Origin of the sequence: Burkholderia sp. Ax-1724 (assembly GCF_011752995.1) — a bacterium.
Taxonomy (GTDB): Bacteria; Pseudomonadota; Gammaproteobacteria; order Burkholderiales; family Burkholderiaceae; genus Paraburkholderia.
Genome location: NZ_VWWL01000037.1, coordinates 31,848 through 52,681 on the forward strand (window position 1 = coordinate 31,848; position 20,834 = coordinate 52,681).

Genomic DNA, 20,834 nt, shown 5'->3' on the forward strand with positions numbered 1-20,834 from the left:
CGATGACCAAATATGTTTTCGTCACCGGCGGCGTAGTTTCTTCCCTCGGCAAGGGTATTGCCGCCGCTTCCCTCGCCGCGATCCTCGAATCGCGCGGTCTCAAAGTCACCCTCCTCAAACTCGATCCGTACATCAACGTCGACCCCGGCACGATGAGCCCGTTTCAGCACGGCGAAGTGTTCGTGACGGAAGACGGAGCGGAAACCGACCTCGACCTCGGCCACTACGAGCGCTTCATCAGCACGAAGATGCGCAAGGCCAACAACTTCACCACGGGCCAGATTTACGAATCGGTGATCCGCAAGGAACGCCGCGGCGATTATCTCGGCAAGACGGTGCAGGTCATCCCGCACATCACGAACGAAATCCAGGCATTCGTCGAGCGCGGCGCGGCTTCCGCGACGTGCGGCGAGCCCGATGTCGCGATCGTCGAAGTGGGCGGCACGGTGGGCGACATCGAATCGCTGCCGTTCCTCGAAGCCGCGCGTCAGATGAGCTTGCGCCTCGGCCGCAACAGCGCGTGCTTCGTGCACCTGACGCTCGTGCCCTGGGTTGCCACGGCCGGCGAACTGAAGACCAAGCCCACCCAGCACAGCGTGCAGAAGCTGCGCGAAATCGGCATCTCGCCGCACGTGCTGCTGTGTCGCGCCGACCGGCCGATTCCGGACGACGAGCGCGCGAAGATCTCGCTGTTCTCGAACGTGCCCGAAGACGCGGTGATTTCGGTGTGGGACGCGGACAGCATCTACAAGATTCCGCAGATGCTGCACGACCAGGGGCTCGACGCGATCATCTGCGAAGAGCTCAGGCTCACGCCGAAGGCCGCGGACCTCGCGATGTGGTCCGACCTCGTCGAGAAGCTGCAGAATCCGAAGCACGAAGTGACGATCGGCATGGTCGGCAAGTACGTCGATCTGACCGAGTCGTACAAGTCGCTGATCGAAGCGCTGCGCCATGCGTCGATGCACACGTCGACGCGCGTGAACATTGAGTACATCGACTCCGAAGAGATCGAGACGCAAGGCGTCGAGAGCCTCAGGCATCTCGACGCGGTGCTCGTGCCGGGCGGCTTCGGCCGGCGCGGCACCGAGGGCAAGATCGCCGCGATCCGCTATGCGCGCGAAGCGAAGGTGCCGTATCTCGGCATCTGCCTCGGCATGCAGCTTGCCGTGATCGAATTCGCCCGCGACGTGGTCGGCCTGAAGGACGCGAACAGCACCGAGTTCGATCAGGAAACGAAGAACCGCGTGGTCGCGCTGATCACCGAGTGGTACGACCGCGAAGGCCGCGTCGAGAAGCGCACCGAAGAGTCGGACCTCGGCGGCACGATGCGCCTCGGTTCGCAGCGCTGCCCGATCAAGCCCGGCACGATGGCCGAGGAAATCTACGGCCGCGACGTGAACGAGCGCCATCGCCACCGTTATGAAGTCAATAACCGTTTCGTGCCCCAACTCGAAGCCGGCGGCCTCATCATTAGCGCCCGTACGCCGAGCGAGGACCTGCCGGAAATGATGGAACTGCCGCGCAGCATGCACCCGTGGTTCGTCGGCGTGCAGTTCCACCCGGAATTCACGTCCACGCCGCGCGATGGCCACCCGCTGTTCAAGTCGTTCGTCGAGGCGGCGCTGGCGCATCAGCAGTCGCGCACCGCGAACGCAGTCAGGGAGAAAGCATGAAGCTGGGCGATTTCGAAATCGGTCTCGACAAGCCGTTTTTCCTGATCGCCGGTACCTGTGTCGTCGAATCGGAACAGATGACGATCGACACGGCCGGCCGCCTCAAGGAAATCTGCGCGAAGCTGAACATTCCGTTCATCTATAAATCGTCGTACGACAAGGCCAACCGCAGCAGCGGCAAGTCGTTCCGCGGTCTGGGCATGGACGAAGGTTTGCGCATCCTGTCGGAAGTGAAGCGTCAGCTCGGCCTGCCGGTGCTGACCGACGTTCACGCCGAACACGAAATCGAACAGGTCGCGTCGGTTGTCGACGTGCTGCAAACGCCGGCGTTCCTGTGCCGGCAAACGGACTTCATTCACGCCTGCGCGCGCTCGGGCAAGCCGGTCAATATCAAGAAGGGCCAGTTTCTCGCGCCGCACGACATGAAGAACGTGATCGACAAGGCGCGCGACGCCGCGCGCGAAGCGGGTCTGTCGGAAGACCGCTTCATGGCGTGCGAGCGCGGCGTGTCGTTCGGCTATAACAACCTCGTGTCGGACATGCGTTCGCTCGCGATCATGCGCGAGACCAACGCGCCGGTCGTGTTCGACGCGACGCACTCGGTGCAGTTGCCGGGCGGCCAGGGCACGAGCTCGGGCGGCCAGCGCGAATTCGTGCCGGTGCTCGCGCGTGCCGCGGTCGCGGTGGGCGTTGCGGGTCTCTTCATGGAAACGCATCCGAACCCGGCGCAGGCGAAGTCGGACGGGCCGAACGCGGTGCCGCTCAAGCGCATGGCCGATCTGCTCGAGACGCTCGTCACGCTCGACCAGGCCGTCAAGCGCGGGCCGTTCCTCGAAAGCGATTTCAACTGATTCAGGCATGCACCGCGTGTCGCGATTTTCACGATCCACCTCGATAATCGGCGCGCGGCGTTTTCGCATAATGGCCGTCGAACGTATCGGCGCGCGAGTTGTCTGTCGGGGAGACCGGCGGGTGCTTTGCAGGGGACGGGAGTCGGCACTTAAGCGCCAACTCCGGATCGGCAGCGCGATACAGTGTCACAGTAAAGAATTCAACGTCATTTCTTTGAGGAAACCATGAGTGCTATCGTAGACATCATCGGTCGAGAGATTCTCGATTCGCGAGGCAACCCCACCGTCGAATGCGACGTGCTGCTTGAATCGGGCACGATGGGCCGCGCAGCGGTGCCGTCGGGCGCGTCGACCGGCTCGCGCGAAGCGATCGAACTGCGCGACGGCGAAGCCGGCCGTTACGGCGGCAAGGGCGTGCTGAAGGCCGTCGAGCACATCAACACTGAAATCTCCGAAGCGATCATGGGCCTCGACGCTTCCGAACAGGCTTTCCTCGACAAGACGCTGCTCGAACTCGACGGCACCGACAACAAGTCGCGCCTCGGCGCGAACGCGATGCTGGCCGTGTCGATGGCCGTCGCGAAGGCCGCCGCTGAAGAAGCCGGCCTGCCGCTGTATCGCTACTTCGGCGGCTCGGGCGCGATGCAACTGCCGGTGCCGATGATGAACATCGTCAACGGCGGCGCGCACGCGAACAACAGCCTCGACATCCAGGAATTCATGATCGTGCCGGTCAGCCAGCCGACCTTCCGCGAAGCACTGCGCTGCGGCGCCGAAGTGTTCCACGCGCTGAAGAAGATCCTGTCGGATCGCGGCATGAGCACGGCCGTCGGCGACGAAGGCGGCTTCGCACCGAACTTCGGCAGTAACGAGGAATGCTTGTCCACGATCCTGCAGGCGATCGAGAAAGCAGGCTATCGCGCCGGTGAAGACGTGCTGCTCGCGCTCGACTGCGCGGCGAGCGAGTTCTACCACGACGGCAAGTACCAGCTGGCGGGCGAAGGCCTGCAACTGTCGTCGACGGAATTCGCGGACTACCTCGCGAACCTCGCCGACAAGTTCCCGATCGTGTCGATCGAAGACGGCATGCACGAAGGCGACTGGGAAGGCTGGAAGGTGCTGACCGACAAGCTCGGCAAGAAGGTGCAACTGGTCGGCGACGACCTGTTCGTGACCAACACGCGCATCCTTAAGGAAGGCATCGAGAAGGGCATCGCGAATTCGATCCTCATCAAGATCAACCAGATCGGCACGCTGACGGAAACCTTTGCGGCGATCGAGATGGCGAAGCGCGCGGGCTACACGGCCGTGATCTCGCACCGCTCGGGCGAAACCGAAGATTCGACGATCGCCGATATCGCGGTGGGTCTCAACGCGGGCCAGATCAAGACCGGTTCGCTGTCGCGTTCGGACCGTATCTCGAAGTACAACCAGCTGCTGCGCATCGAGGAAGATCTCGGCGATATCGCGAGCTACCCGGGCAAGTCGGCGTTCTACAATCTGCGCTAAACAGCAGCTTGTTCGCGCTGATCGATGAGACGGTTATCCTTCGTTTCTGATTGACCTCGCCGCCCTGCGTATAGCGCAGGGCGGCGCGTATTTATTGTGCTTACTTCATGCGGCTTGTCACTGCTGTCCTGATCGTTCTGCTGGCGCTGATCCAGTACCCGCTCTGGTGGGGGCATGGCGGCTGGCTGCGCGTGCATGAGTTGCAAGGGCAACTCGCGCAGCAACTGCAAAAGAATGCCGACGCGAAGGTGCGCAACGAGCGCATTCAGGGCGAGGTGCAGGATCTGCAGAACGGCACGGCCGCGGTCGAAGAGCGGGCGCGCTACGAGATGGGCATGGTCAAGGACGGCGAGGTGTTCGTGCAGTTCGTGTCGCCGAACCAGCCGTTGCCGGCGTCGAACGGTCCGTCGGTGAATACGTCGACGCGCGGCGAGGTATCGGCCGCGCCGCTGCACGTGGTGCCGAATCCGGAGTCGCGCGCGAAGCCGGATCGCAAGCGTGGCGGGAAGACGGTAGCGAAGGAGAAGAAGCCGGCGCATTGAAGTTGGATGCGTTGTCCCGGCCTGGTGGGCTCTCAACGGGCTCAATGGGCTCGGCTGAGTCAGTCACGAAGGACGCAAAAAAAGCGCGGTTCATTTTGAACCGCGCTTTTTTATTGCCCTGTTCCTTTGTACTTTGTACTGTCGCCGTCGATCCTACCAACCCCAGTACGGCCCGAAGCCGACGCCAATGCCTGTGCCCCATCCGCGCCGTCCCCAACTGCCGGTCGAAAAGCCGCCGGTCACGGTGATGGGCGGCGCTGGCGAGCCATAGCGCGACCACGCCTGAGCGGCGGCTTCTGCGGCCATCGACTGATTCTGCTCGTACATGACCTGGCGATCGATCGCGTCATAGCGCGCACGCTCTTCCGGTGTCAGCGTTTGACCGGTGCCGGCCGCTGGGGCCTGATCGGACGGCAGGCGGCTCAGAATCGGCATTGGGCCAGGCGGGTCGATCGTGCAGCCGGCGAGTGCGGCGCTACCCGCGACCACGGCCAGTACGGTCAACGTGCGCGCATGACGTATCAGCAAAAGAGGGGGCTTCATGTTCGAATCTCCATCGGTTCGACGCGTTGGCGGGCGAGGCCGACATGTGCCGTGAGCGGCGCGAATGGTTCAACGCACATTCACCACGGCGATCAGGCTCGGCGGTCAGAAAGGCCGCGGCCGGAGAAAGCCAGTGCGCCGCCCGAGCCATGACGGCAGTGGGCGGCGCGGTGGCGGCTGCCGTTATGAAAAGCGACGAAGCACCTATCACGCACGGCAGCCAGGGCAAGCTCGGACGTTCACGCAACCTGCCCAGGCACGCGCTGCAGCCTCAGTGCCGCTGATCGGTAGCCGGCGTCACGCCTTGTGAAAGTCCGCTTGCCACGAAAAGTTGCGCGACGTCGACCGGGTCGAACTCGTAGCGCTGGTTGCAGAACTCGCAGTGAATCTCGACGTGGCCGCGTTCTTCGATCACGCCGTCCACTTCGTCGCGGCCGAGCATCTTCAGCATCGCGCCGACCTTTTCGCGCGAGCACGTGCATTCGAAGCGCGTCGTGACCGGCTCGAAATGCAGCACGTTTTCCTGCCAGAAGAGCCGGCGGAAAACCGTCTCCGGTTCTTCCTTCAGCAGTTCGTCCTGCGACAGCGTGCCGCCGAGCGTGCAGACGCGCTCCCACGTGTCCGCATCGAGCTGGCCCGGATGCGGGACGATGCCGCCGTCGCCGGGCAGCTTCTGCAACAGCATGCCGACCGCGCGCTCGGTGTTCGCCGCGAGCCACATGCGCGTGTCGAGCTGCTCCGAGTGATGCATGTAGTGTTCGAGCACCTCGGCGATCGACTTGAGCGGCCCGTCGACGCCCGAGAGCGGCACGATGCTCTGGTACGGCTGCTGGCCGGGCTGTTTGTCGGCCGGGTCGAGCGTGATGACGCAGCGGCCGTGGCCGCTCGCGTTGACGAGATCGACGAGCGAGGTCGTGTCTTCGAGCGCCGGGCCGTTCTCGCCCGAGAGCTTCGCGGTGGCGCGCATCGTCAGGTTCGAACTGCACTGCACGACCAGCATCTTGACCGGGCCATCGCCGAAAATCTGCATGACGAGCGTGCCGTCGAACTTCAGGTTCGCCGACAGCAGCGCGCACGCGGCCATCATTTCGCCCAGGATCGTTCGCACGGGCGCCGGATAATCGCGCCGCGTCAATACTTCCTGCCACGTATTGCGCAACGAAACGATCTCGCCGCGCACCGGCGCCGCGCTGAACATGAATTTTTGCAACTGGTCGCTCACAACTTTTCCTCGATGGAGTGACGCGGCGCGATGCCGCGTCATTGCGCACCGCGCGCGCCGGCCGTCTAGCCGATGCGCACGAGCTGCGCCTTGAAATACTCGCGGCGCTCGACATAACTTGCCGCGCCGCGCCGCATGTTGGCGATATCCGCTTCCGTCAGTTCGCGCACGACCTTGGCGGGCGCGCCGAGAATCAGCGTATTGTCGGGAAACACCTTGCCCTCGGTGACGACGGCACCCGCTCCGACCAGACAGTTGCGGCCGATCACCGCGCCATTCAAGACCACGGCCTGAATGCCGATCAGCGAACCTTCCTTGATCGTGCAGCCGTGCAGCATGACCTGGTGGCCGATCGTCACGTTCGGCTCGACCGTCAGCGGATAGCCGGGGTCGGTGTGCAGCACCGCGCTTTCCTGCACGTTGCTGCCGGCGCCGATCGTGATCGGCTCGTTGTCGCCGCGCAGCGTCGCGCCGAACCACACGCTCGCGTTTTCCTCGAGCGTCACGTTGCCGATGATGTTCGCCGAATCCGCGACGAACACGCTTTCATGGATGTTCGGGGCGGCTTCGCCCAGCTTGTAAATCGTCACAATGTCTCCTGTTGATCGGTCGCCGCATGCGGCGCCTGGCCGCTGTCGCGCGTTGCCGGCCTGACTTCGCGGGCCTGACGGACGCGCCCGCAGGCGCGCCGGATGGTCGAATCGGGTATTGTAAACGGTTGTGTGGCCGGGCCGCTCGGCGCGCGCGCCAAGGTGCGCGCTTGCGATTTCGCGGTGATTGCCGGCGAGAACGTGAGAGAAGCGGCGCCGTGGTGTCCGGTTCGTCGCCGCATGGGCTTGTTGTGCGTAGCGGTTACGCATGGCCACTCGTCGCGTGGGCCGCATGCCGTGGCGCTTCTGCGCGTTTTGTCGCGCGTTGGCGGTACGAGCGGGGCTCGACTTGGCCACGTTTACCGCAGCGTCTCCGGCCGCTTTATCCGTTGCCTCAGTTGATTTCGTTGCCGATCCGCTTCCCATGACGTCCGCCGCTTCGCCTGTTTCATCCATGTCCTGCGCATCGGATTCCCGCGACGAGCCTTCGTGCGCGCGCCGTGCCGCGCTCGCCGCCTTGCGCGACAGCGATCCGGCCATCAAGGCGGATGCGGCTCGCGCACTGTATGCCGCCGTGCTCGACGGTCGCGCCGTCTGTCACGCCGATCTCGAACTGGCCGAGCCGGCCGGCCTGCCGGGCCGTCCCGTGCGGCCCGAACTCGTCGAGCCGCGCCAGCTCGGCCGGCGCAGCATGCAGTCGCCGCAGGGCCGCGCGGTATTGCTGCATGCGCTCGCGCACATCGAGTTCAACGCGATCAATCTCGCGCTCGACGCCGTATGGCGCTTCTCCGGCATGCCCGCCGGGTTCTATGCCGACTGGCTCAAGGTCGCCGCCGAAGAGGCCTATCACTACTCGCTGCTCGCCGCGCGGCTCGCCGAATACGGCCATGCCTACGGCGACTTCCCGGCGCACGGCGGCCTGTGGGACATGTGCGAGCGCACCCGCGGCGACGTGCTCGCGCGCATGGCGCTGGTGCCGCGCACGCTCGAAGCGCGCGGCCTCGACGCCTCGCCGCCGATTCGCGCGCGTTTGCAGCAGGCGGGCGATCAGGCGTCGGCGGCGATTCTCGACGTGATCTTGCGCGACGAGATCGGCCACGTGCTGATCGGCAACCGCTGGTTCCGCCACCTGTGCGGGGCGCACGGGCTCGATCCGCACGAGACCTATCAGCGTCTCGCCGATCAATACCACGCGCCGAAGTTACGCGGTCCGTTCAATTTCGAAGCACGTCGCGACGCCGGTTTCGACGAAGCCGAACTCGCCGCGCTCGCGGGGCTCGACGCGCAGCCGCAACCGCAACCGCAACCGCAACCGCAACCGCAACCGCAACCGCAACCGCAACCGCAACCGCAACCGCAGGGGCCGACGCCGGACCCGACCGACGCGGACGACCGAACACCGCTTCGATAATCGCTCTCCCCGTATCAGCCGGCGGTCTCTATAATCGAACGATCATTCTTTTTTGTGGGTGCGCCGCTCATGAATACTTCCCGCTCCGAGTTCGTCGCCGTGCGCGGCGTCCGTCTGCACGTGCGGCGTTGGGGCCGTCCCGACGCGCCGATCCTGTTCATGCTGCATGGCTGGATGGACGTGGGGGCCTCGTTCCAGTTCGTCGTCGAGGCGCTCGGCGGCGACTGGCAGGTGATCGCGCCCGACATGCGCGGCTTCGGCCTGTCTGACTGGCCGGTTGCCGAGCGCGGCGGCGGCAGCTACTGGATTCAGGACTATCTCGGCGATCTCGACGCGCTCGTCGACCACTACGCGCCAAAAGGCGAGGTCAATCTGGTCGGCCACAGCATGGGCGCGAACATCGTGTGCGTGTACGCGGGCGTGCGGCCGGAGCGGGTGCGGCGCGTGGTCGATCTCGAGGGCTTTGGGCTCGCGCCGTCGCATCCGGCGCAGGCGCCCAGGCGCTTGCTCAACTGGCTCGACGAATTGCGCGATCCGCCGCAGCTGAGGCGCTATGCGTCGCTCGACGAGGTGGCCGCGCGCCTCACCAAAACCAATCCGCGGCTCGATCCGCGGCGCGCGAAGTTTCTCGCGCGGCACTGGTCGAAGCCGGATGGCGAAGGGCGCTTCATGCTGCTCGCCGACCCCGCGCACAAGGTGCGCGGGCCGACGCTGTATCGCCTCGACGAGGTGATGGCCGTATGGCGCAAGGTGAGGGCGAGGGTGCTGCACGTCGAGGCCGCCGGGTCGCCGACGCTCGCGCAGATCGCCGGCGAGATTCCGCTCGACGAATTCAAGGCGCGTTTTCAGGCGTTTCCCGACTGGCGCGAGAAGATCATCGACGAGGCCGGGCACATGGTGCATCACGACCAGCCGGAGCAGATCGCGGCGCTGATCGAGGGGTGTTGCGCTTAGGCGGCTTTATTAGGCGGCTTCATTGCGAAGGTCTGGAGAGGTTTTAGGGGGGCGGCGTTTGTTGCCAGTGTTGGGCCGTCTGCGCGCAGGCGCGCTTGCCTGTATTCGAGCTTCTATCCGCGCCCGCAACCGAGCCCGCGGCCCGTATCCGCCGTGACGCGGCGCGGCACGCGTCCGGCGCCGGCGCATGCAGCAAGTGCCGGCAGCAAGCGTGCACAGCAAGCGCCCGCAGCCGCCACCGCAAGATAGCCCTGCGGGCCCTTACTGCGTTGCAGTAAAATGGCTGGAGAATCTCTCCAGGACCACGATGAACGCCGATCTTCACTGCCACTCCACCGTTTCCGACGGCCAGTTCGCGCCGGCCGACGTCGCGCGCCGTGCGCACGCGAACGGCGTGACGCTGTGGGCGCTCACCGATCACGACGAAGTCGGCGGTCAGCACGAAGCGCGCGCCACCTCCGAAGCGCTCGGTATGCGCTATCTGAGCGGCGTCGAGATTTCGGTCACATGGGCGGGGCGCACCGTGCATATCGTCGGGCTCGGTATCGATCCGACCAGCCGGATTCTGATCGACGGTCTCGCGCGCACGCGCGACGGCCGTGCCGCGCGCGCCGAGGCGATCGGCGAGCAACTGGCCGCGCTCGGCATTCCCGGCGCGTACGAGGGCGCGCTCGAATACGTCTCGAATCCCGACATGATGTCGCGCACGCACTTCGCGCGCTTCATGGTCGAGCACGGCCACTGCGGCACTACGCAGGAAGTGTTCGACCGCTATCTCGGCGACGGCAAGCCGGCCTACGTCGCGCACCGCTGGGCGAAACTCGCCGACGCGGTGGGCTGGATCCAGGCCGCGGGCGGCGAGGCGATCGTCGCGCATCCGGGTCGCTACGCGTATTCACCGCTCGAATTCGACGCGTTTTTCGGCGAATTCATCGACCTCGGCGGCAAGGCGATCGAGGTGGTGACGGGCAGCCACACGCCCGACCAGTATCGCGAATACGCAGACGTCGCGCGCCGCTTCGGCTTCGAGGCCTCGCGCGGGTCCGATTTCCACGCGCCCGGCGAGGGCCGCATCGAACTCGGCGCGCTGCCGCCGCTGCCCGCCGATCTCAAGCCCGTCTGGGAACGCTGGCTGTGACCGCGCGCCGTGCCATGACGGCACGTCACGCGCGCGGGCTGGCCCGATCAGGCGAGCGCGTGCGCACCAGCCCCCTGGCGGCGCCGTGCCATGCGGATGCCTCTTCGAGGCATTGCATTCCGCGGGCCAGCCGTCCTCCATTCGCAGGGCACGTGCGATCCGTTTGCCGCATGCCAGCCGCAGCCGTTCATCCGCCGTCATCGTGAACCACCATGTCCCAATACTTCCGGCTTCATCCCGACAATCCGCAGCCGCGCCTCGTCAAGCAGGCCGTGCAGATCATCAACGACGGCGGCGTGGTCGCGTTGCCGACCGATTCGACCTATGCGCTCGCCTGCCATCTCGACGACAAGGATGCGGTCGAGCGTCTGCGGCGCATTCGCGGGCTCGATGAAAAGCAGCTGCTGTCGCTGCTCGTGCGCGATCTGTCGGAGCTCGCCAATTTCGCGATGGTGGACAACCGGCAGTACCGGCTGCTCAAATCGGTGACGCCGGGCCCGTACGTGTTCGTGCTGCAGGCGACGAAGGAAGTGCCGCGGCGCGTCTCGCATCCGTCGCGCAAGACGATCGGCCTGCGCGTGCCGGATCATGCGATCACGCTCGCGATTCTCGAGGAACTCGGTCAGCCGCTGCTCGGCTCGACGCTGATCATGCCCGACGAAACCGAGCCGCTGAACGATCCCGAGGACATTCGCGCGCGGCTCGAAAAGCAGCTTGATCTCGTGATCGACGGCGGCCCTTGCGTATGCGAGCCGTCCACCGTGATCGACCTGACCGGCGCGGAGCCCGTACTGGTGCGGGCAGGGCGGGGTTCGCTCGCGCCGTTCGGCCTCGCGGAAGCGGCATGAGCGAAAGCGGGCAGACGCGCGCAAGCGCATTGTTACAATAACGGCATATGGATTCTTCCCTGATACAGACCGTCGCGGTCTACGCGCTTCCGGTTATTTTCGCGATCACGCTGCACGAAGCGGCGCACGGCTACGTCGCGCGCTGGCTCGGCGACAACACCGCCTACGTGCTCGGCCGCGTGTCGCTGAACCCGATGCGCCATATCGATCCGCTCGGCACGATCGCGATTCCGCTCCTGCTCTATTTCGCGACGAGCGGCGCGTTCATGTTCGGCTACGCGAAGCCGGTGCCGGTCGCGTTCGGCAATCTGCGCAATCCGCGCTGGGGCAGCCTGTGGGTCGCGGCGGCCGGTCCCGTGTGCAACTTCATCCAGGCGCTGGCGTGGGGCGTGTTCGGCGTCGTGCTCGCGGTGCTCAATATCGACGAACCGTTTTTCACGCGCATGGCCGGCGCGGGCGTCGGCGTGAATCTGGTGCTCGGCGTGCTGAACCTCTTTCCGCTGCCGCCGCTCGACGGCGGCCGCGTGCTGATGGCGCTGTTGCCGCCGAAGCAGGCGATTTCGCTCGCGCGGCTCGAACCGTACGGCTTTTTCATCGTCATGGCGCTCGTCATGACGGGCACGCTCACGCGTTTCTGGTTAAAGCCGCTCGTCACGCTCGGCTATAGCGCGATTACCGCAATTCTGACTCCACTTGTTTCGCTTTTCTAAATAACCATGTTCCCAGACCGTATCTTCTCCGGCATGCGGCCCACCGGGTCGCTGCACCTCGGCCACTATCACGGCGTACTGAAAAACTGGGTGCGGCTGCAGTCCGAGTACCCGTGCTTCTTCTGCGTGGTCGACTGGCACGCACTGACGACGCACTACGAAACGCCCGAAGTGATCGAAAAGAACGTTTGGGACGTGCTGGTCGACTGGCTCGCTTCCGGCATCGATCCGGCCCAGGCAACGCTGTTCATCCAGAGCAAGGTGCCCGAGCATGCCGAGCTCGCGCTGCTGCTCGGCATGAGCACGCCACTCGGCTGGCTCGAACGCGTGCCGACCTACAAGGAGCAGATGGAAAAGCTCAAGGACAAGGACCTGTCCACCTACGGCTTCCTTGGCTACCCGGTGCTGATGGCGGCCGACATCCTGCTGTATCGCGGCTCGCTCGTGCCGGTCGGCGAAGACCAGGTGCCGCACGTCGAAATGACGCGCGAAATCGCGCGCCGCTTCAACTACCTGTACGGCCGCGAGCCGGGTTTCGAGGAAAAGGCCAACGAGGCCGCGAAGAAGCTCGGCGGCAAGCGCTCGAAGCTCTATCACGAGTTGCGCAACGCGTATCAGCAGGAAGGCGACGACGAGGCGCTCGAACGCGCGCGGGCGCTGCTGCAGGAATCGCAGAGCCTGTCGATGAGCGATCGAGAGCGTCTGTTCGGCTATCTCGAAGGCTCGCGCAAGATCATCCTCGTCGAGCCGCAGGCCATGCTGACCGAAGCGTCGCGCATGCCGGGTCTCGACGGCCAGAAGATGTCGAAGTCGTACGGCAACACGATCGGCCTGCGCGAAGACGCGGAAACGATCACGAAGAAAGTCCGCACGATGCCGACCGACCCGGCGCGCGTGCGCCGCACCGATCCAGGCGATCCGGACAAATGCCCGGTGTGGCAACTGCACCAGGTCTACACCGACGAAGCGACGCACGAGTGGGTGCAGAAGGGCTGCCGCTCGGCGGGCATCGGCTGTCTCGACTGCAAGCAGCCGGTTATCGAAGGCATTCTGCGCGAGCAGCAGCCGATGCTCGAGCGTGCGCAGAAGTACATGGACGACCCCTCGCTGCTGCGCGCGATCGTCGCCGACGGTTGCGACAAGGCGCGCCGCTTCGCGACGGAAACGATGCGCGACGTCCGCGAGGCGATGGGGCTGTCGTACAACTGATGGGCCATCGAGCTACCGCCGCGCAGCAATGAGCACACCCACTGCCGCCGGCATGCACGGCCTCGGTGAAGCGTCGCGCTGGGTGCGCGACTGGGCGCATCTGGTCGCGCCGGGTGGCGCGGTGCTCGACGTCGCCTCGGGCGCGGGGCGTCATGCGCGGTTTTTCGCGTCGCGCGGGCATCCGGTGACGGCGCTCGACCGCGACGCGGCCGCGCTCGGCATGTTGCGCGCCGCGCCGCTCGTCACCCCGCTCGTGGCCGACCTCGAAGGCGCGCCGTGGCCGCTTGCCGACACCGCCGGATTTGCTGCGGTCGTCGTGACGAACTATCTGCACCGGCCGCTTTTCCCATCCCTTCTGCGCGCGCTCGCGCCGGGCGGCGTACTGGTTTACGAGACCTTCGCGCAAGGCAACGAAAGCGTCGGCAAACCGTCCAACCCGGCGTTTCTACTGGCGCCGGGCGAGCTTCTCGAGAGGGTGCGCGGCCAGTTGCGGGTAGTCGCATTTCAGGATGGATTTCTCGCGGAACCGCGCCCGGCCTACGTTCAGCGCATCTGCGCGATTCGCGAGCCGGCGCCCGCGCATGATCCCCCCAGGCAACAGCCCCGCCTTGTTACGAGTTGGCGGGCTAATCCGCTACAATCGCGGTTTACCTGATCATATTCATGGCTTTTCATGACTAACGGCAACCAGAGCGGCGCCAACGGCGGCGTGCAGATTCGCGGCAGCATTCCTGCCATCATCACCCCGATGTTCGAAGACGGCAGCCTCGATCTGCCGGCGTTCCGAAAACTGGTCGACTGGCACGTCGCGGAAGGGACGGACGCGCTCGTCGTGGTCGGCACGAGCGGCGAATCGGCCACACTGTCGGTCGAAGAGCACGTGCTCATGGTCAAGACCGCGGTCGAGCACTGCGCGGGCCGTATTCCGGTGATCGCTGGCGCGGGTGCCAATTCGACGTCCGAGGCGATCGAACTGACGCGGCATGCGAAGGACGTCGGTGCCGACGCGACGCTGCAGGTCGTGCCGTATTACAACAAGCCGACGCAGGAAGGCATCTACCGCCATTTCGCGAAGATCGCCGAAACCGTCGATCTGCCGGTGATCCTCTACAACGTGCCGGGCCGCACCGTTGCCGACATGAGCAACGAGACCATCCTGCGCTGTGCGCAGGTGCCGGGCATCGTCGGCGTGAAGGAAGCGACCGGCAACATCGACCGCGCCGCGCATCTGATCAAGGCGGCGCCGGCCCACTTCGGCATCTATAGCGGCGACGATCCCACCGCGATCGCGCTGATGCTGCTCGGCGGCCACGGCAATATCTCGGTCACGGCCAACGTCGCGCCGCGCGCCATGAGCGATCTGTGCAAGGCCGCGCTCGCCGCGGATGCGAAGACCGCGCGCGAAATTCATCTGAAACTGCTGTCGCTGCACAAGTACCTGTTCGCCGAGGCGAATCCGATTCCGACGAAATGGGCGCTGCAGCAACTCGGGCGTGTGCAGGGCGGTATCCGTTTGCCGCTTACGCCGCTCGACGCGCAATACCACGATGTGGTGCGCGGCGCGCTGCGCGAAGCGGGCCTGCTAGGTTAAGCGGGCCGGCCCGACAGTTCGCCCGTATCTACGCCAGGCCGCCACCGGCATTTCCTTAACCGACGTCGCTTCAGCCCACGTTCCCGGCAGATCGAACGAGGCATCGCGTTCCAGCATCACGAAGGACCTCATGAAACGTTCCGCACTTTCCCTCCACGCAACCCGCATGGCGGCGCTGGCGCTTGCCCTGACGACGCTCGCCGGCTGTGACACGCTGAACGACTGGTTCGCTTCCGATCGCGTCAACTACAAGACGACGTCGAGTGCGCCGCCGCTCGCCGTGCCGAGCGATCTGAGCAGCACGCCGACCGACCAGCGCTATGTGGCGCCGCCCGCCAATCTGGCGCTGGGCGGTGCGACCGCACGCGCGGTGACGGCGGCTGGCAATACGACCGAAGGCCAGCCGAATGCGCAGGACCCGCTCGGCATGCACATCGAGCGCGACGGCGACCGCCGCTGGCTGGTCGTCGACGGCCGCTCGCCGGAGCAGCTGTGGCCGCAACTGCAGGAGTTCTGGCAGGAAAACGGCTTCGTGCTGAAGACCGACGCACCGGCAACCGGCATCATGGCGACCGACTGGGCTGAAAACCGCGCAAACATTCCCGACGACTGGTTCCGCCGCACGGTGGGCAAGGTCATCGACTTCGCGTATTCGTCGGGCACCCGCGACAGCTTCCGTACGCTCGTCTCGCGCGGGCCGGGCGGTGCCACCGATATCTCGATCACGCATAGCGCGATGGAAGAAGTGCTGACGGGGCAGGACAAGACGTCGTCGCGCTGGGAAGAGCGTCCGCGCGATCCGGCGCTCGAAGCGATGTTTCTCGCCAAGCTGATGCAGAAGTTCGGCCTGACCGAGGCGCAGTCGAAGCAACTGCTGACCGACGCGCACCCGGCCGTGGCGCCGGCTACGATCGAGCAGAGCGCGGGCGCGTCGACGCTCGATCTGCAGGAGTCGTTCGACCGTGCATGGTTGCGCGTGGGCCTGGCGCTCGACCGCACCAACTTCACCGTCGACAACCGCGATCGCGAAAAGGGCATCTACTACGTGCGCTACGCGGATTCGATGCAGGAGCTGAAGCGGGAAGGGCTGTTCGGCAAGCTGTTCTATAGCGGCAATTCGGCGCGCAAGCCGGGTCAGGAATTCCTCGTCAACGTGCGCGCGAAGGGCGATACGGTGACGCAGGTCGCGGTGGTGGACGCGAACGGGCAGATCGACACCTCGTCGGACGCGCAGCGCATCGTGTCGCTGCTGCACGCGCAGTTGAACTAGGCGGGCCGTGCGGTTCGCCAGTCTTGGCAGCGGCAGTGAGGGCAACGCGCTGCTGGTGGAAGCGCAAAGCGGCGTGACCACTACGCGCGTGTTGCTCGATTGCGGTTTTTCCGCGCGTGAAGTCGAACGGCGTCTGACGCGGCTCGGTGCGAGCGTCGAAGGTCTCGACGCGATTCTTATCACGCATGAGCATAGCGACCATATCGGCAGCGCGCTGACGCTGGCCCGCAAGTGGTCGATTCCGTTGTACATGAGCTGGGGCACCGCGCGCGCGGTCGGTGCCGACGAAGCCGATGTCGATCTGCAGGTGCTGTGGGGCGACGAGGCGGTGACGATCGGCGACCTCAGCGTTCTTCCTTATACCGTTCCTCACGACGCCCGCGAGCCGCTGCAATACGTGTTCTCGAATGGTGCGAGCCGGCTCGGCGTGCTGACCGACGTCGGGACGTCCACGCCGCATATCAGCGCGGTGCTGAGCGGCTGCGACGCGCTCGTGCTCGAATGCAATCACGATGTGCAGATGCTGGCGGGCAGCCGCTACCCGGCGTCACTGAAGGCGCGTATCGGCGGCAATCATGGGCATCTGAACAATGACGCGGCGGCCGATATCCTGGCCTCGCTCGATCGTTCCCGCCTGCGGCACCTCGTTGCCGCGCACCTGAGTCAGCAGAACAATCTGCCGGAGTTGGCGCAGGCCGCGCTGGCTGGCGTGCTCGGCGCGGTGTCCACTGACGTGGTCGTCGCTTCGCAAAGTGATGGCTTTGCGTGGCTTTCGGTTTGACGCGATTCCGTTTGCCTTGACGCGTACATTTATTGTCGCGTGCGACGCAATGAAAAAAGCCCATAACGAGCAAACGTCATGGGCTTTTCTTTTGAGCGCGGCACCTGAAGAGCGCGCCGCGCGATCAGTCGGACTTAATTGCGGTTGCCGCCGAAAATGCCGAGCAGCGCGAGCAGGTTGACGAACACGTTGTACAGATCCAGGTAGATCGCGAGCGTGGCGGTGATGTAGTTCGTTTCGCCGCCGTTCACGACGCGCTGCACGTCGAACATGATGTAGGCGGAGAAGATCACGATGGCCATGACCGAAACCGTCAGCATCAGCGCCGGCAGTTGCAGGAACATGTTCGCGACCGACGCGAGCAGGATCACGATCACGCCCATGAAGAGCCACTTGCCGAGCCCGGAGAAGTCGCGCTTGCTGACTGTGGCGATGGTTGCCATCGCCGCGAAGATCACACCAGTGCCACCGAACGCGAGCATGATCAGCGACGGGCCGTTCGAGAAACCGAGCACGAACGCGAGGATGCGCGACAGCATCAGGCCCATGAAGAACGTGAAGCCGAGCAGCACGAACACGCCGACGGCGCTGTCCTTGGTGCGCTGGATCGCGAACATGAAGCCGAAGGCAATCGCGAAGAACGCCAGCATGCTCATCGCGGGGCTGGTGGCGGCGAACAGCGAGAAGCCCGTGGCGAGACCGACCCATGCGCCGAGTACGGTCGGAATCATCGACAGCGCGAGCAGCCAGTAGGTGTTCCGTAGCACGCGGTTGCGCGTTTCGGCCGTGGTCACCGCGCCGTTGCGGCCAAACATATACGGATGTTCGTTCATGGTCTCTCCTTACCTCAGAAGCGTGTTGCGTAATGGGCGATGCGGGATGATGCGGCAATTCGCGAAGCGCCGGCGGACATCCGTTGCGCGCGGCGCGCCGCATTCATTCCTAAGATTAGCGCGGCGGCCGGGAGTTTCAATACCCCGGACTTCGCGCACAGGCTTACGCTACCAGTATTTTGAACCCTTCGGGTGGATTCTTTCAATACTGTAAGGGTTCAATCGCAATCATACACGGGAACATGCTACAATAGCGGATTCATTTAAATCTGTAACCTCTTAATTTTTTGGAGTTTTTATGGCGATCGAACGCACCCTGTCGATTATCAAGCCGGACGCAGTGGCGAAGAACGTGATCGGTCAGATCTACACCCGCTTCGAAAACGCTGGTTTGAAGATCGTGGCATCGCGCATGGTTCATCTGTCGCGTGCCGACGCCGAGAAGTTCTACGCCGTGCATGCCGCACGTCCGTTCTTCAAGGATCTCGTCGAGTTCATGATTTCGGGCCCGGTCGTCGTGCAAGCGCTGGAAGGCGAAAATGCGATCCTGAAGCATCGCGATCTGATGGGTGCAACGGACCCGAAGAAGGCGGAAAAGGGTACGATCCGCGCCGACTTCGCCGACAGCATCGACGCTAACGCAGTGCACGGTTCGGACGCAGCGGAAACGGCTGCTGTCGAAATCGCATTCTTCTTCCCGCAAGTCAACGTCTACTCGCGTTAAGCGCCGCGCGCTCGAGCTAGGTGTTCGCTTCGGGCGTCCAGGCGCGAACGGGCGCCTGCAGGCGTGTTTGAAGCGGTTTCTCGCGTCGCGCGGTTCGTGCAGCCGAACAGTTTTATCGCACGAATCGCACGCGGGGCCCGGCAAAGTAGTAAGGTAAAAGCAGCAGGAATGGGCGCGAACGGCATTGCGTTCATGCAGCTTGTTGCATGAACGCAGTCTCGCACTGAAATGGCAGGATTCGATATGACGAGCAGTCCCACCGTCAACCTTCTCGACCTCGACGCCCAAGGGCTTGTCGCCTATTGCGACAGCCTGGGCGAGAAACCGTTTCGCGCCAAACAGTTGCAGCGCTGGATTCATCAATACAACGCTGCCGACTTCGACGGCATGACCGATCTGGCGAAGTCCTTGCGCGAAAAGCTCAAGGGGCGCGCCACGATCTCGATGCCCGGCATCGTCAGCGACCATGTTTCGACCGATGGCACACGCAAGTGGCTCATCGACGTCGGCAACGGCAATGCCGTTGAAACCGTGTATATCCCCGAAGAAACGCGCGGCACGCTGTGTGTGTCGTCGCAAGCCGGGTGCGCGGTCAACTGCCGGTTCTGCTCGACCGGCAAGCAGGGGTTCTCCCGCAATCTCACCACCGGCGAAATCATCGGCCAGTTGCGCATGGCCGAGTTTGCGCTGCGCGCGTCGCGCGGCGATGCGGCCGGTCGCGCAATGGGCGGCGACAGCAAGGGCGAGCGTGTCGTCACGAACGTCGTGATGATGGGCATGGGCGAGCCGCTGCTCAATTACGAAGCGGTCGTGCCGGCCATGCGCCTGATGCTCGACGACAACGCATACGGCCTGTCGCGCCGGCGCGTGACGCTGTCCACTTCGGGCGTCGTGCCGATGATGGACAGGCTCGGCGCCGATCTGCCGGTGGCGCTCGCGGTGTCGCTGCACGCGCCCAACGATCCGTTGCGCGACATGCTGGTGCCGCTGAACAAAAAGTATCCGTTGCGCGAATTGATGGCGGCGTGCGAACGCTATCTGAAGGTCGCGCCGCGCGATTTCATTACGTTCGAATATTGCATGCTCGACGGCGTGAACGACAGCGAGGCGCATGCACGCGAATTGCTGGCGGTTACGCGCAACGTGCCGTGCAAATTCAATCTGATCCCGTTCAATCCGTTCCCCGAATCGGGCCTCGTTCGCTCGAAGCCGGAACAGATCAAGCGGTTTGCGCAAGTGTTGATGGACGCGGGTGTCGTCACGACAGTGCGCAAGACTCGCGGCGACGATATCGATGCTGCCTGCGGTCAGCTGGCCGGTGCGGTGAAGGACCGCACGCGTCTTGCTGAGCGTTCCGGGAAGGCGGCGAAGGTGATCGAGGTTCGCGCCGTGTAAGCATCCGGGGCGGAATGGCGCCGGCGTTCGCGCGGAAACCCCTGCGAGCGAGGAAAGGCCCCCATGCCGCCCTCGGCTGAAAAGAAAGTTTGCAGAATCGATCGGAAGCGGCGCACGAAGCCGCGCATTTTGTTATAAACGGTCTGCGATTTGGACGTGAGGCTCGAGCCCGTCCGGTTGCACGAGTAAAAAGAATCGACGCGAAAGGATTTGGGATGAGTGAGCCGCAGCACCCGCAGCCGCACGAAACAGACACGAACGAAGGCCACCCGGCACCTGTTGCGCGGGCGGCGGTGCAGCCCGCCGTGCAACCGGCGCTCGATTCGTTGGCGGCCGTTGGCGCGCGCTTGACCCAATTGCGTGAATCGAAGGGCTGGACGATCGAAGACGTGTCGGCGCGGCTGAAAGTGTCGGTCGTCAAGCTCGGCGCGCTCGAAGCGGGCGACATCAGCCATTTGCCGGACACGACGTTCGCGCTCGGCGTGGTGCGCAGCTATGCGAAGATGCTCGGCGCCGATCCGGCGCCGTTCACGGCGGCGCTGCGTCGCGAGAAGGGTGTGCCGGCGCCGAATCTGTCGATGCCGGCGTCCTCGGGCAAGGACCTGCCGCGCGGCAAGGTTTCGTTAACACTGGGTGACAGTGGTCACAAGAGCCGTTCATGGCTGTGGGGAATCGCGGCGATCGTCGTTGCGGTCATCGCGCTGGGCATGTGGCGCACCAACGTCGGCGATTCGTCCGCGTGGCTCGCGCGTCTGAAAGCGAGCGCGAGCGGTTCAGCGAGTAACGAGACCGGCGCATCGGACGCTGTGGCGCAAGGCCAGGTGCCCGCGCAGGACGCCGCGTCGGCGCCGGAAGCGGCCGCCACCGCCGAAAACCCGGCGAGTGCCGACAATGCGGCTTCGGGTACGCCGATGCCCGCGCCGCTCGCCACCGGTACGACGCCGTCTTCGGCGCCGGCCGTGACGGCGGCGACGGCTGCCGCGCCGGCGGCGGGTTCGCAGGCGGCACCGGCTGCCGCAACGGGCGCAAGCGCGCCG

The 20,834-nt window shown here is 64.8% G+C and carries 20 protein-coding genes and 1 pseudogene; 17 read left to right on the forward strand and 4 right to left on the reverse strand.

Features of this window, described 5'->3' with window-relative positions; translation table 11 throughout:
* Positions 1-2 precede the first annotated feature (2 nt).
* The 4 genes from F3J19_RS30495 (at position 3) to ftsB (ending at position 4,578) form a co-directional block, all read left to right on the forward strand.
* Entirely contained in the window at positions 3-1,676 is a 1,674-nt protein-coding gene (locus F3J19_RS30495; protein ID WP_167049911.1) for a CTP synthase, read from the forward strand.
* Entirely contained in the window at positions 1,673-2,527 is an 855-nt protein-coding gene (gene kdsA, locus F3J19_RS30500) for a 3-deoxy-8-phosphooctulonate synthase (protein WP_167049913.1), read from the forward strand. The genes F3J19_RS30495 and kdsA overlap by 4 nt, the downstream gene beginning before the upstream one ends.
* Positions 2,528-2,752: 225 nt before the next feature.
* Positions 2,753-4,036: a phosphopyruvate hydratase gene (eno, locus tag F3J19_RS30505; RefSeq protein WP_075301327.1), complete on the forward strand. Its 1,284-nt coding sequence runs from the start codon at positions 2,753-2,755 to the stop codon at positions 4,034-4,036.
* A gap of 107 nt (positions 4,037-4,143) precedes the next feature.
* Positions 4,144-4,578 (forward strand): cell division protein FtsB, encoded by a 435-nt coding sequence (gene ftsB, locus F3J19_RS30510; RefSeq protein WP_167049915.1) that lies wholly within the window; start codon positions 4,144-4,146, stop codon positions 4,576-4,578.
* A gap of 153 nt (positions 4,579-4,731) precedes the next feature.
* Here the strand turns inward: ftsB and F3J19_RS30515 are convergent, their stop codons facing one another.
* From F3J19_RS30515 to F3J19_RS30525, 3 genes are all read right to left on the reverse strand, one after another.
* Entirely contained in the window at positions 4,732-5,121 is a 390-nt protein-coding gene (locus F3J19_RS30515) for a hypothetical protein (protein WP_205193386.1), read from the reverse strand.
* Positions 5,122-5,392: 271 nt separating this feature from the next.
* Positions 5,393-6,343 carry an Hsp33 family molecular chaperone HslO gene (hslO, locus tag F3J19_RS30520; RefSeq protein ID WP_167049917.1) on the reverse strand — a complete coding sequence of 317 codons (951 nt, stop codon included), beginning with the start codon at positions 6,341-6,343 and terminating at the stop codon, positions 5,393-5,395.
* Between the two features lie 65 nt (positions 6,344-6,408).
* Positions 6,409-6,933, reverse strand: coding sequence for a gamma carbonic anhydrase family protein (locus F3J19_RS30525; RefSeq protein WP_167049920.1), 525 nt, complete (start codon positions 6,931-6,933; stop codon positions 6,409-6,411).
* Positions 6,934-7,387: 454 nt separating this feature from the next.
* Between F3J19_RS30525 and F3J19_RS30530 the strand changes: the two genes are divergently transcribed.
* The 10 genes and pseudogenes from F3J19_RS30530 (at position 7,388) to F3J19_RS30575 (ending at position 16,845) form a co-directional block, all read left to right on the forward strand.
* Positions 7,388-8,344, forward strand: coding sequence for a ferritin-like domain-containing protein (locus tag F3J19_RS30530; protein WP_240159362.1), 957 nt, complete (start codon positions 7,388-7,390; stop codon positions 8,342-8,344).
* A gap of 69 nt (positions 8,345-8,413) precedes the next feature.
* A complete protein-coding gene (locus F3J19_RS30535) occupies positions 8,414-9,298 on the forward strand; it encodes an alpha/beta hydrolase (protein ID WP_167049922.1) in 885 nt (294 codons plus the stop codon).
* Positions 9,299-9,605: 307 nt separating this feature from the next.
* The gene (locus tag F3J19_RS30540; RefSeq protein WP_167049924.1) at positions 9,606-10,436 is read left to right on the forward strand and encodes a 3',5'-nucleoside bisphosphate phosphatase; all 831 of its coding nucleotides are present in this window, start codon (positions 9,606-9,608) and stop codon (positions 10,434-10,436) included.
* 212 nt (positions 10,437-10,648) lie between these two features.
* Entirely contained in the window at positions 10,649-11,284 is a 636-nt protein-coding gene (locus tag F3J19_RS30545; RefSeq protein WP_167049926.1) for an L-threonylcarbamoyladenylate synthase, read from the forward strand.
* Positions 11,285-11,331: 47 nt separating this feature from the next.
* Positions 11,332-11,994, forward strand: coding sequence for a site-2 protease family protein (locus F3J19_RS30550; RefSeq protein WP_167049928.1), 663 nt, complete (start codon positions 11,332-11,334; stop codon positions 11,992-11,994).
* Between the two features lie 6 nt (positions 11,995-12,000).
* The gene (locus F3J19_RS30555; RefSeq protein WP_167049930.1) at positions 12,001-13,203 is read left to right on the forward strand and encodes a tryptophan--tRNA ligase; all 1,203 of its coding nucleotides are present in this window, start codon (positions 12,001-12,003) and stop codon (positions 13,201-13,203) included.
* A gap of 28 nt (positions 13,204-13,231) precedes the next feature.
* Positions 13,232-13,833, forward strand: a pseudogene (locus F3J19_RS30560) (class I SAM-dependent methyltransferase).
* A 43-nt stretch (positions 13,834-13,876) separates the two neighbouring features.
* On the forward strand, positions 13,877-14,794 hold the full coding sequence (gene dapA, locus F3J19_RS30565; protein ID WP_167049932.1) for a 4-hydroxy-tetrahydrodipicolinate synthase: 918 nt from the start codon (positions 13,877-13,879) through the stop codon (positions 14,792-14,794).
* Between the two features lie 130 nt (positions 14,795-14,924).
* Complete coding sequence (gene bamC, locus F3J19_RS30570; RefSeq protein ID WP_167049934.1) at positions 14,925-16,064, forward strand: outer membrane protein assembly factor BamC; 1,140 nt, start codon at positions 14,925-14,927, stop codon at positions 16,062-16,064.
* Between the two features lie 7 nt (positions 16,065-16,071).
* Complete coding sequence (locus F3J19_RS30575) at positions 16,072-16,845, forward strand: MBL fold metallo-hydrolase (RefSeq protein ID WP_167049936.1); 774 nt, start codon at positions 16,072-16,074, stop codon at positions 16,843-16,845.
* A gap of 134 nt (positions 16,846-16,979) precedes the next feature.
* Here the strand turns inward: F3J19_RS30575 and F3J19_RS30580 are convergent, their stop codons facing one another.
* On the reverse strand, positions 16,980-17,678 hold the full coding sequence (locus F3J19_RS30580) for a Bax inhibitor-1/YccA family protein (protein ID WP_167049938.1): 699 nt from the start codon (positions 17,676-17,678) through the stop codon (positions 16,980-16,982).
* A gap of 298 nt (positions 17,679-17,976) precedes the next feature.
* Here F3J19_RS30580 and ndk point away from each other — a divergent pair, with 298 nt between their 5' ends.
* The 3 genes from ndk to F3J19_RS30595 form a co-directional block, all read left to right on the forward strand.
* Complete coding sequence (gene ndk, locus F3J19_RS30585; protein WP_042322811.1) at positions 17,977-18,402, forward strand: nucleoside-diphosphate kinase; 426 nt, start codon at positions 17,977-17,979, stop codon at positions 18,400-18,402.
* 243 nt (positions 18,403-18,645) lie between these two features.
* Positions 18,646-19,797: a 23S rRNA (adenine(2503)-C(2))-methyltransferase RlmN gene (rlmN, locus tag F3J19_RS30590; RefSeq protein ID WP_167049940.1), complete on the forward strand. Its 1,152-nt coding sequence runs from the start codon at positions 18,646-18,648 to the stop codon at positions 19,795-19,797.
* 215 nt (positions 19,798-20,012) lie between these two features.
* Positions 20,013-20,834 (forward strand): helix-turn-helix domain-containing protein (locus F3J19_RS30595; protein WP_167049942.1); only part of this gene is annotated, 822 nt, incomplete at its 3' end.

Coding starts and splice junctions, on each gene's coding strand:
- F3J19_RS30495 (WP_167049911.1), top strand. CDS start 3: ATGACCAAATATGTTTTCGTCACCGGCGGCGTAGTTTCTTCCCTCGGC.
- kdsA (WP_167049913.1), top strand. CDS start 1,673: ATGAAGCTGGGCGATTTCGAAATCGGTCTCGACAAGCCGTTTTTCCTG.
- ftsB (WP_167049915.1), top strand. CDS start 4,144: ATGCGGCTTGTCACTGCTGTCCTGATCGTTCTGCTGGCGCTGATCCAG.
- F3J19_RS30540 (WP_167049924.1), top strand. CDS start 9,606: ATGAACGCCGATCTTCACTGCCACTCCACCGTTTCCGACGGCCAGTTC.
- ndk (WP_042322811.1), top strand. CDS start 17,977: ATGGCGATCGAACGCACCCTGTCGATTATCAAGCCGGACGCAGTGGCG.
- F3J19_RS30550 (WP_167049928.1), top strand. CDS start 11,332: ATGGATTCTTCCCTGATACAGACCGTCGCGGTCTACGCGCTTCCGGTT.
- F3J19_RS30555 (WP_167049930.1), top strand. CDS start 12,001: ATGTTCCCAGACCGTATCTTCTCCGGCATGCGGCCCACCGGGTCGCTG.
- dapA (WP_167049932.1), top strand. CDS start 13,877: ATGACTAACGGCAACCAGAGCGGCGCCAACGGCGGCGTGCAGATTCGC.
- F3J19_RS30545 (WP_167049926.1), top strand. CDS start 10,649: ATGTCCCAATACTTCCGGCTTCATCCCGACAATCCGCAGCCGCGCCTC.
- F3J19_RS30515 (WP_205193386.1), bottom strand. CDS start 5,121: ATGAAGCCCCCTCTTTTGCTGATACGTCATGCGCGCACGTTGACCGTA.
- bamC (WP_167049934.1), top strand. CDS start 14,925: ATGAAACGTTCCGCACTTTCCCTCCACGCAACCCGCATGGCGGCGCTG.
- F3J19_RS30535 (WP_167049922.1), top strand. CDS start 8,414: ATGAATACTTCCCGCTCCGAGTTCGTCGCCGTGCGCGGCGTCCGTCTG.
- eno (WP_075301327.1), top strand. CDS start 2,753: ATGAGTGCTATCGTAGACATCATCGGTCGAGAGATTCTCGATTCGCGA.
- F3J19_RS30580 (WP_167049938.1), bottom strand. CDS start 17,678: ATGAACGAACATCCGTATATGTTTGGCCGCAACGGCGCGGTGACCACG.
- rlmN (WP_167049940.1), top strand. CDS start 18,646: ATGACGAGCAGTCCCACCGTCAACCTTCTCGACCTCGACGCCCAAGGG.
- F3J19_RS30530 (WP_240159362.1), top strand. CDS start 7,388: ATGTCCTGCGCATCGGATTCCCGCGACGAGCCTTCGTGCGCGCGCCGT.